The 11961-nt window shown below is 50.5% G+C and carries 2 protein-coding genes; both read right to left on the reverse strand.

The annotated features are described in order from the left end of the window. Window positions 1-9: 9 nt before the first annotated feature. Window positions 10-9000, reverse strand: coding sequence for an amino acid adenylation domain-containing protein (locus tag ACN4EK_RS01880; RefSeq protein ID WP_431655676.1), 8991 nt, complete (start codon window positions 8998-9000; stop codon window positions 10-12). 118 nt (window positions 9001-9118) lie between these two features. After that, a complete protein-coding gene (locus ACN4EK_RS01885; protein ID WP_431655677.1) occupies window positions 9119-11953 on the reverse strand; it encodes a CHAT domain-containing protein in 2835 nt (944 codons plus the stop codon). Window positions 11954-11961: the final 8 nt, after the last annotated feature.

An 11961-nucleotide genomic window follows, 5' to 3' on the forward strand; every position in this document is an offset into this window, starting at 1 on the left:
TTTGGCTCACTAGGCTAAATAGTGCCCCAGGATTTGTGCCAGGGTTTGCACATGGGGTTGTTTCAGCAATGAGAGATGATTCCCCGGAACTTGATGTACTGTGATATCACTCGCCAGGGCACTCCAGCCTAGAGTTGAATCTGCTTCATTTGCTTCGGGCTGTTCCGCCGCTTTAAATAATGTCAGCCGATCGGGGTAGGGTTTGGGAGTATAGCGATAGGTTGCCTGACTGTTGGCATACACGATCGGCAATATGGATTGAACGGCTGATTCATCCAATAACTGCAATCGCGATTCTGCCGAAATCAACCGCCCAATCGCAGACCACTGCCAGCGCCCCAACCAGGGATATCGGAGTCGCAGCCGCTGACTGGCAAGCGAACTATAGTCCCAGAGAAAGGGTAACGTAGACCAGAGGGCAGTGCCCAATAGAAACTTGAGGCTTTGACAGAACGATCGGGGATGACAAGGTGCAGGCGTATCCAGAATTGCCAGGAGTGCCACCTGTTCGCCTGCCTGAGTCAGTTGTTGTGCCATTTCAAAGGCAACTAGCCCCCCAAATGACCAGCCGCCGAGCAGGTAAGGGCCGGATGGTTGCAGCGATTGAATCGCTCGAATGTAGTACGCGGCGATCGCGTCCATACGGTTCAGGGGAGGAGCTTTGCCATCTAAACCCAACGGTTGCAGCCCATAGAAACTACGATCGTCGCCTAAATGATGCGCCAATTCCAGGTAAGGAAATACAACTCCAAACATGGGATGAACACAGAAGAATGGCGGTTGATGGCTGCCCAGCGTTAATGGCACCAGCGGCGATCGGGCAGCGGTTACAGATTGCTCAGATGGCGGCTGATGCTGATCCCATCCTGAGCTTTCAGCAGGAAGAATTTGAGTCTCACCGTTGGCTAACTGTAAGCGTTGACGCTGGTAGGTCGATCGCTCTAACTGGATCAGTGGGGGCACTGTTGGAATAGAAGTCGTGTGAATTAAGGTGTCTAAAATCGGAGCCAGTTGGGCGATCGTTGGAGCCGCAAAGACCTCTTTTAGCGGTAGTTCCAGCCCAAAGCTATCCCGCACCCGCGAAGTCATTTGGGTGGCTAATAACGAGTGTCCGCCTAACTCAAAAAAGTTGTCGTGGAGATTAATTTGCGGCAATCGCAATAAGTCTCGCCAAATTTCCGCTAATGTGGTTTCTGTAGAGGTTAATGGCGTTGCGACAGAGTGAGAGGCTGGCTCATGCAGGGTTAAGTCACGGTCTGCTTGAGCGGTCAGGTGCAGGCGATCGATCTTGCCACTGACGGTGAGCGGTAATGTTGCTAACGGCACAAAGGTAGAGGGCAGCATATAGTCCGGTAAACGTTGTTGGAGATATCGCCGCAGTTCTGGAATCAGTTGCCGAGCGCAGGCTGCTTGTAATGGATTGTTTGTATAGTGATGCCAACGTTGATCGAAGGGATGAGATATCGCCAAATCAGCGATCGCCGCTACCTCCTGTCGAATTAACTGGACATCATAGTTCCCGGTATGCGTTGGCGTTGACCAGCTAATCTCCACCGTGTAAGGCAGGATGGTTTCCAGATCCCACCAATCTTGCGGATCGATCGCGGATTCAGCCTGATTCTGTAAGCGTTCGCGCATCTGCCCAACCGTTTTAGGGGTAGTTTCGTGATCTAACCAGGCTGCTGTCTTAACTGCCGCCTGAACTCGACTATTGGTGACATGGGTAATGATTAGTCGATCGGGTGACTGTTCGATTAGATAGTTTTTGACTTCAGGTATAGTGATCGGATGTTGTTGCCAATCGTGATAGTAAGTTGTATGAGTTTCTGATGTCGGCTGAGTTGTCGTTTGTGGTGATAGAAAGTGATCCGGTGTTGCAGGTTCAGTCTGTAGCAGCACGTTATAGCGAAATTGGGTCATTTCATTCTGGCTGCGACCCCGTGATAACCGAATTTTGACCTGCCGAATTTGCGGAAACCGATCGCGCAGCGCCTGAAAAAAAGCGGGATCGATTGCCAGTTCGGGTTCCTCAAATTGCGATCGGGCAACCTGCGGCTGAAGTTGAGTGCGCTCCATGCCTGCCTCTGCCTGACTGAGTTTGACCCAACTATGGAAGGCAGTCAGTAGCGGTAAACTGCGGACATCGCCAATGAATAAAACCCCTCCCGGAGTAAGAGTATTCATCGCTCCGGTCAATACCTGCATCAGGTAATCCTGGCTGGGAAAATACTGCACGATCGAATTTAGAATCACCACATCGAAGGAGGCGGGAGCTACCCCCGCGAAATCAGTTGCTATCCGTTGTTGTAGCTCGACATGGGATAGTTTAAGTGCCGATAGTTGATGCTGAATCGACTCTAAACTAACGGTAGAAAAATCTGTTCCTACATAGGTTTGGCAATGCGGCGCAATTTGAAATAGGAGTAAGCCAGTGCCACAGCCAATTTCTAACACTCGTTGGGGCTGTAAGGCGAGAATTTGCTGGACTCGATCGCTAACCCATTCTTGCATTTGCGCTAATGGAATCGGTTCTCCGGTGTAACTGCTGTGCCATCCGGTGATATCAAATGGGCTGGCTGGAATGACATCGTTCTCTACCACCTCGTCGGTTGTAGGCTGATTTGAAGAGTGATAGGTTTGGTTATAGAGAGTTTGCCAATGTTGCAGGTGTTGCGGTTCGAGGGATTGGCGAATAGTGTGTTGCTCATAGTGACGATCGAGGCTGAAATAGGCAATCAGCCGTAGATCGTGGGTTTCTCCCGTTGTGATCACCGCCGCCTCTTGCAGGGCTGGATGTTGTTGAAGGGTGGCTTCGATTTCACCCAATTCGACCCGAAATCCCCGCCGTTTAATTTGATGATCAACTCGACCGAGAAATTCGATCGTACCATCGCTACGATATTGGGCGCGATCACCAGTTTTGTAGAGCCGGGACGGGTGACGGTTTTCGTCTGTTCCCTCACTCACCCTAAATGGATTGGCAATAAATCGTTCGGCGGTTAACTCGGGACGATTCAGATACCCCCGAGCGACTCCTATACCCCCAATGTAAATCTCACCTGGGATGCCGATCGGAACAGGATTGAAGTGGTGATCTAAAATGTAAATTTGAGTGTTGAGAATCGGTCGCCCGATCGTGAGGGGATGATCGCCCGGAACCAGTTGGGCGATCGTTGCCCAGATTGTGGTTTCGGTGGGGCCATAGGCGTTGAAGAATTGCCGATCGCCTGCCCAGCGATCGAGTACCTGGCTGGAGCAAGCTTCTCCCCCAGTAATTAACACGTTCAGTGCTGGGAGTGCGGCGGCGGGTAGAACCGCTAACACCGATGGAGTCAGCAGCGCATGGGTAATGGCGTGGGTTTGCAGAAATTGCACCAGTGCCATATCAGGGAGTTGGGCGGCTGGGGGTGGAATATACAACGTGCCACCACACCCTAATGCCAAAGCGATCTCAAAAATCGACGCATCGAAGCTGAGCGAACTAAATTGCAGTACGCGGCTCTGGGCAGAGAGGGAGAATACCTGCTGCTGAGCGGCAACCACATTGCCTAACCCCCGATGGGAGAGGAGGACACCTTTTGGAGTGCCAGTAGAACCGGACGTATAGATCACATAGGCAAGCTGATCCGTTGTGACGGGACTCTCTAACTCTTCTGAGTCTGGCAGGGAGTAAGCATCTTCGGGTAAGGGTTGATCTAAACAAAGTACCTGGGCGGGGGAGGTGGGGAGGGATGCCACTAACCAGGATTGGGTCAGTAGAATTGCGATCGCCGTATCGCTCAACATGAAGTGCAGCCGATCGCGAGGATAGTTGGGATCAAGCGGGACATAAACTCCCCCCGCTTTGAGAATGCCCAGAATGCCAATCACCATCTCGGCAGACCGATCGACGCATAACCCAATGAACTGATTGGGCTGTACTCCCATCTGGCGTAATGTTTGAGCTAATTGATCGGCGGACTGGTTTAATGCTTGATACGTTAGCGATCCCTGTTCTGCAACGATCGCGATCGCATCGGGAGTCGATCTCACATGATCTGCAAAAATTTGATCAAAGCCGCGATCGGGGCTTGCTTGTCCTACAACTTCTGGAGCAAGGGAGCGTTTAAGGTTGATCTGTCTCTGGGACAATCGATTCCAGTCCACTGACATCTGCTGATATTCTGCATTCGTGAGCAAAGGTAACTCTGATAAGCAAGCATCGGGATTTGCCACAATTCCAGCTAGTAGGGTTTGGAAATGTCCTACCAGGCGACCAATCCGCTCCCGATCGAACAAGTCGGTACTGTAGGAAATAAACCCACTCAAACCTGCCTCAGATTGCCACAGGCTGCGGAGTCCGTGGGCAGGCTCCCAAAGATGAACTTCTAAATCAAACCGGGTACTGCCGGACTCTAATGGGACGGGTTCCAGGGTTAATCCGGGTAGGGTTAACGCCTGCATGGGAGCATTTTGCAGGGCAAAGGCAACTTGGAATAGGGGATTATGGCTCAAATCACGATCGGGATCCAGTGATTCGACCAACTGCTCAAACGGTAAGTCCTGATGCTCGTAAGCCTCTAGTGCGACATGGCGTACCTGCTCCAGTAACTCGCGAAACGTCAGATCCCCAGATAGCCGCGATCGCAAGACCAGGCTATTCACAAAGAAGCCAATCAGTCCTTCTACTTCACTGCGATGACGGTTGGCGATGGGGGAACCGATCGCAATATCCTCCTGTCCGGTATAACGGTACAACAATGTTTGAAACGCCGCGAACAGGGTCATAAATAAAGACGTGCCTGACTGCTGGCTGAATGTCACTAATGCCTGAGTCAGGGTAGGGGAAAGTTGCAATGGATAGATTGCCCCTCGATAAGTTTGCACCGCCGGACGCGGGCGATCGCTGGGTAACTGTAACACTGGCAAATCCTGTAACTGCTGCCGCCAATAGGTGAGTTGCTGCTCTAATACTTCTCCCTGGAGCCAGTTGCGCTGCCACTGCGCGAAATCGGTGTATTGGAGTGGTAATGGCGGTAAGTTGGGCGATCGTCCTTCGATGAATGCGGTGTAGCAATCAGCCAGTTCTCGAATTAGCACTCCCAATGACCAACCATCGGCAACAATATGGTGCAGGGTCAGCAATAGCACCGCATCAGTCGGATCAAATTGCAGCAATGTGACTCGCAACAGGGCATCGGTAGTGAGATTAAACGGACGTTGCGCTTCCGCCGTTGCTAATTGCTGGCTGACGCGATCGCGGTCACTCACGGCAACCGTTGTCAAATTCACAACGGGCAACTCAACGTTGATATGGGATTGAACTACTTGAACAGGCTGCCCATCCAGCGTTGTCAATGTAGTCCGCAGAGTCGCATGACGACGCACAATCTCGTTAAACGATCGCTCTAATGCCGTTTGGTCTACCCTTCCCGTTAACCGAATCGCCGCAGGCACATTGTAAAACGGATTGTCAGGTGCGAGTTGATATAAGAACCACAATCGTTGTTGAGCAAAGGAGAGAGGGAAGGTAGATGTGGAGGTGAGGGAGGTGGAGGAGGTGAGGGAGGTGGAGGAGGTGAGGGAGGTGAGGGAGGTGGAGGAGGTGAGGGAGGTGGAGGAGGTGAGGGAGGTGGAGGAGGTGAGGGAGTCTGGTATTACTTGATCTTCTCTATCTTCCCCATCTCCCCCATCCCCCCTATCCTTGAGTAAATCTGCAATTCTCTGAGCGAGTCCACCGATCGTGGGCGTTTCAAACACCATCCGGAGCGGCAATTCGACCTGAAAGCGATCGCGAAGGCGAGAGACGAGTTGAGTGGCTAGGAGGGAATGACCCCCCAGTTCAAAGAAGTTGTCGTGAATGCCAATCTGTTTACGTCCGAGCAGTTGGATCCAGAGTTCGACTAGGTAGGTTTCCAGGGAGGTGCTTGGGGCGATCGGGGGATGGATTGGGGGAAGAAGATTGAAGTTTGGGGGTGGTAAAGCTGGCTGATCGACTTTACCATTGGCGGTGAGTGGCAGTGTTTCTAAAGCCACAAATGCCGCAGGTAGCATATAGTCAGGTAATGTGCGTTTAAGAAACGATCGTAACTCTCGCTCGGTTGGAATAGTTGATGTTTGAGGCACGATATAAGCAATTAACTTCCGATCGCCCAGGGCGGCTGTAGGGGCATCATTCATCTCCCGCATAACGACTACCGCCGTTTGGACGGATGGATGTTGCCCGATCGCGGTTTCAATTTCGCCTAACTCGACTCGAAATCCCCGCAGCTTAATCTGATTATCCGTTCGTCCCAAAAACTCCAGGTTGCTATCCGATCGATAAAGGGCGCGATCGCCAGTTTTGTAAAGATGATACTTGTGATGGGGGTTTCTATCGGCTTCTCCTTTGACCTCAAAGGGATTGACAATAAATCGTTCTGCTGTTAATTGCGATCGATGTAAATATCCCTTTGCTAATCCATCTCCACCTAAATAAATTTCACCGATGACCCCGGCTGGCACTGGATTCAAATTGTCATCTAATAAGTAGACCTGCGTGTTAGAAATTGCCTGCCCAATGGGAATTGTGGTTGCCTCGACTGGAATCTCCTCTACTTCATACCAGGTGGAAAAGGTTGTATTTTCCGTTGGGCCATAGACATGGATCAGATGCTGAGGCTTACCCTGTTGCACGATCGTTCTCACTCGCTCAACATTGACCAGTTCACCGCCAAACAACAGGTATTTGAGGGTACGAAAGGCATGGGGAATTTGACTAACAGTTTGGTTTAATAGAGCCGTTGTCAGGAATAGAATATTAATCTCCTGCTGCTGTAATGTGGTGACAAACTCAGTCGGTGATAGTGTTGTCTCTCTCGCTATCCCAACCAGTTGTGCCCCATTCAGTAATGCGCCCCAAACTTCAAAGGTCGCCGCATCAAAGGTCAGGTTGGCTACCTGAGCCACACGATCGCTGGAGGTGATCTGGATGTAATTGGTCGCACAGACTAAGCGATTCACGGCTCGATGCGTCACCATTACACCTTTCGGGATTCCGGTGGAACCAGAGGTATAAATTAGGTAGGCAAGCTGTTCGGCATGAGTGACGATGGGCAAGTTTGTATCGGATTCTTGGGCGATCGCGTCCCATTCCTGCTCTAGACAAATGACTTGATTAGTTGAAGTACGCAACGTATCTGCCCAATCTGCTTGAGTCAACACGATGGTAATTCCGGCATCCTCCAGCATAAACTGTAAACGTTCTGGGGGATAGCTCGGATCGAGTGGAACATAAACCCCTCCGGCTTTCAAAACGGCTAGCATTGCCGCGATCGCTTCGATGCCACGTTCCAAACAAATTCCTACGGGTGTTTCAGACTTAACGCCTAATCGTTGCAAATATCGTGCTAGTTGATTACTACCTTGATTGAGGGCTTGATAGGTGAATTGTTGATTGCCAAACTTGATCGCGATCGCGGTGGGTCGTTGTTTTACTTGAGCTTCAAAGATCTGATGAATACAAGCATTAGTTAGATACTCAGATTGAGTATTACTCCAGCGTTGAATTAATTGCTGTTGTTCTGTAGGAGTTAATAGTGGTAGTGTTGAAATCGGTGCGTCTGGGTTAGCGACAATACTTTCTAATAAAGTCTGAAAATGCTGTCGGAATGCCGCGATCGTGTGAGCTTCAAATAACTCTGTGTTATAAACGATTACACCTCGTAAGCCGTCTGTCGCCTGCCAACCCTGCCCCCACAAGCTACGAAAATTATCGGCAGATTTCCATACATATAACTCCAGATCAAACCGGGCTGTCTTAGTTTCTAACGCGACTGGACTGAGGACTAATCCGGGTAGCTCCAGGTGGGTCATGGGCGTGTTTTGTAAGGCAAACACTACCTGAAACAACGGATTTTGCCCCAAGCTTCGCACAGGTTGTAGTGCTTCCACCAATTTTTCAAACGGTAGATCTTGATGGTCGTATGCTGCTAATGTGACATCCCGGACTCGCTCTAATACAGTGCCAAATGTGGGATCTCCCGAGAGATCTGTTCGCAACACCAGACTATTGACCAGGAAGCCAATTAATCCCTCCAGGGCACTATGATGGCGATTGGCAATGGGGGAACCGATCGCTAGATCCGTTTGTCCGGTATAGCGATGCAGTAATGTTTGGAAAGCCGCCAGTAAGGTCATGAACAGCGTCACCCCAGTGGTTTGACTTAATGCTTCCAGGGCATCGAGTAAGGATTGGGGTAGCTCTAGGAGTTGGCTGGCTCCCTGGTGGTGGTGTCCACTGGAACGAGAGATTGCGCCCGGTAAATTTAGCCCTGGCAGATCCTGTAACTGTTGCTTCCAGTACCGGATCTGCGAGTTTAAAGTGTCTCCCTGGAGCCATTGCCGTTGCCAGTGAGCAAAATCAGCATATTGCACAGGTAATGCTGCTAAGGTTGGCGATCGATGTTCAACTAATGCTGTATAGTTTTCCCCTAACTCACGAATTAAAACGCCACTCGACCATTCATCAAAAATGATGTGATGTAAGGTGAGTAGTAGCAAATGTTCTGTATCTTGGAGTTGCCACAGGTGAACTCGAAATAGTACGTCTTGAGTTAAGTTAAACGGGGCTTGAATTACCTGCCAAATCTCTTCTAGAGCCGTATTTTCGCGAATGCTAGTGGTGCATGACCGTAAATCATTCACCCTCAGCGGCACAGATAACGTCGGTTTAATTACCTGTATTAATTGCCCATCTACCACAGCAAAGGTGGTTCTGAGGCTTTCATGACGTTGAACGATCGCTTCTAGACTTTGCTGGAGATGCGATCGCTGTAATGCCCCAGTTAATCGCAAGACTAAGGGAATCACATACAGGCTATCTCCGGGTAGTAGTTGTTCAACAAACCACAAACGCTGTTGGGCAAATGAGGCAGGAAAGAGGAAGATTTCTTCCTCAACAAATTTCCGATTCGGTTGATCTACAATCATTCGCACCTGTGCCTGTTCAACTTCCCTCTGTTGTAAAGGCAAATGTGACACAAGGATTACGCTTTAAGATAGATCTTGCACCAAATCGGTGTATCTTTTTATTGCATTTTATTGGGTTTAAATAATTGCCAGAGTGGCAAAATCATAGTTAACTGCCTGCTGGATGGGGCTATGGTTGCCCAATCAGGGTGAAGGCTGCCCAATCGCGAGGGTGAGGGTGTTTTGTCATCGTTTCTAGCATGGCCTGGCGTAGTGCCTGGGCTTTGTTCGGCTGTTGTTGCATCTGTTGATAAAACTCGATCATTAAATCAGAGGTAGGAGCATCGGGAACTTCCCACAAAGACACCAATACGCTGGGAGTCCCTGCTGCCATAAAAGCCCGTGACAAGCCGATCACACCATCTCCGGTAATACTGCCTCGGCCGGTATTACACGCACTCAGTACAACTAAATTTGCGGTTAAATTCAAATTGAGAATATTTGTGGTCGTCAAGAAGCCATCACTGGTGTTATGGCTGGAGGTAGCGGATGCTCGGGGATCAGGCGCTAGGGCGATCGCGCCAGGGACACCTAACTGAGGAATATCATCCAGTAGTCCGTGGGTGGCTAAATGGACAATTCCAGCCGTGGGCATCTTGGCGACGACAACAGCTTCGGTGGCGGCATCGGCAGTTAGGGCTTGGGTCTGCAATAGTCGGGCAACGGCGATCGCTTCGGCTTCGGCTCCAGGTAGGGGGGCTAAGGCTTCGGGGGGCGACCCTACAGGGAAAGCAAGTTTGGGCATCGTGGGATTGCCTACCACTAACGGCTGACCTATTTGGGTTTGGGTTTGACGTTGGCGCTGATGTGTTAACGCCAGCACCTGAATTGATGGTGCCGTCAGGATCGTATGTTGTTCGATCAAATACTTGCCAGTGGCATCCTGAAGTGCCGGAAAGGGAATCAGAAATAGAGAGCCATGCGGCAGGAAAATTACATGATCGTTGGGATCTTTCGGTAATAGATCCGCGATCGGGGCAATGAGTAAGTCATAGCTTTTACGCAAACGGCGATTCAAGCGTCGCGGCTGACTGGAATCAGCATCGATGGTGGAACCTTCTGGGTCGTCAGCGTCCGCTGTCGCGATCGTCCCGGAGCTAGGAGCGGCGACCGTCGATCGAGTTCCTTGCACAAAGGCATTTAAGTCATGGGTAGAGCGACTGATCCCCCGGTTTCTGCCCGTGGCGGCGGCGACCCGTGTACGTTCGGCGGCATCTTCCAGGGATGTGTCTAACTCCGTCAGTTTCACCGATCGCAAGGTGATCGTGCCATCGGGAGCAATCACCCAAATCAATAGATTATCCTGACTCAGGGAATATTCAACCAGCGTCGCCTTTTGGACTTTTGCCACCTGCCGGATCTGGTCAATGCTGGGAGGAGCCGCCGACTCAAATTGTGCCGATACCTTTCCTCCTAACCGGGAGGCTAATAACTCAACAAAGGCTCTAGCGCGACTGCGTTCCGCAATTTCCAGGGCAGAGGTGGGTTGGTTTTGGGCAACTAAGGCATTCTGCAAAGCACTATAGGTGACAACTTGAGTTTCAAATAAAGACACCTTGTTTTCATCAGTCAAACCGGGACGCAGGGATTCCCAAATTTGAATCGCAGACAATAGGGCTTGAGTTGCTTTGGCGTAGTCTCCCTGTTGCAACAACGTGATACCAATCTGATTCAGGGTGGCTCCGGCTCCAGGTCGATCGCCGATCGCCTGCCGGATGGTTAACGCTTGCTGAAATAGGTCTAGCGCTAAGGTGGGCTGTTTCAGGCTGAGATACACTTCCCCTAAATGATTTAAGCTGGTCGCCAGTCCGGCTCGATCGCCAATGGCTTTGGCAATGGTTTCGGCTTGTTTTAAGGTTGTAATCGCGGTTTGTGACTCTCCCAAATACCAATGAGTTAGCCCGATCGTGTCTAAAACGGCTCGTTCGCCAAATCGCTTGCCATCATAGTCATCTGGCAGTAATTGATAGAGTTTCAGGGCGGCTTGTGCCGATCGTAAGGCGGCGGGATGTTGCTCTAACTGATTCTGGATTTGGGCTAAGCGATTGCGTAACGTGGCTTCGTCCTTCGGGAGTTCGTAAATGCCACCTTCCAGGGGAATTCCTCCCTTTTGCTGCTGTTGAATATTCTGTAACGCTTGTTCTAAGGTATCCTGGGCTTTCTGGTATTGCCCCAACCGTTCATACGCCGTTGCCAAACTGGTTAACGAAACTCCTAAACCTGGCAGATCGCCTAATTCTTGCCGCAGGGCGATCGCCGTTTGGTACGCTGATAATGCCTGGGCATACTGACCTAAATTCATTGAGGTATCCCCAATCCGGTTCAGGGTATCTCCTTGTTTCAGGCGATCGTCAGCCTGGGTATACACCTTCAGCACCGCTTGAAACTGAGTTAATGCCGCTGAAAATTCTCCCTGCTGATACTGGGCTTCTGCCTGAGCAAATAAGTCTGCCCCATCATTAGAAAAAATGCAAACTGTGGCAGGAGTGATTGGACAACGTTTGCTGGTTATGGGATTGGATAAGGCAATTAAGGCGGTCAGCCGCTTCAGATTGGCTAATGGGCGAATGTCGCGAATTTGATTTTTTTCTAGTACCAGGTAGTTCAAATTCGTGAGCTGGGCAAGGGGCGTGACATCATCAATTTGATTGCCAGCCAGTAGTAAAAAGGTGAGGTTGGTTAACTTGGCTAAGGGCGTAATATCGGTAATTTGATTGAAACTTAAATCGATCGCGGTCAGGTGGGGCAGGGTGACAAGGGGGCTGATATCAGTTAGTTGCCGATTGCCTAAACTTAATCGAGGAGCCTTAAGTAGCACTTGCTCTGCTTGCTGACAATCGCTAGTCTTCGCCTGTTCTAATAAAGCGGTGACAGTTTGACGTTGGGCAGTTGACAGGCGATCGCGCTGGGTACACCAATCGGCAAAGCGATCGCCCGGAGCGGGACTGTGGGGAGTGGTAGCCATTCCAGGGA

Source organism: Pantanalinema rosaneae CENA516 (assembly GCF_050753385.1).
Taxonomy (GTDB): domain Bacteria; phylum Cyanobacteriota; class Cyanobacteriia; order Leptolyngbyales; family Leptolyngbyaceae; genus Pantanalinema; species Pantanalinema rosaneae.

Bases quoted from the DNA above. Each gene is read 5' to 3' on its own strand.
- ACN4EK_RS01885 (WP_431655677.1), bottom strand. From the start codon at position 11,953: ATGGCTACCACTCCCCACAGTCCCGCTCCGGGCGATCGCTTTGCCGAT.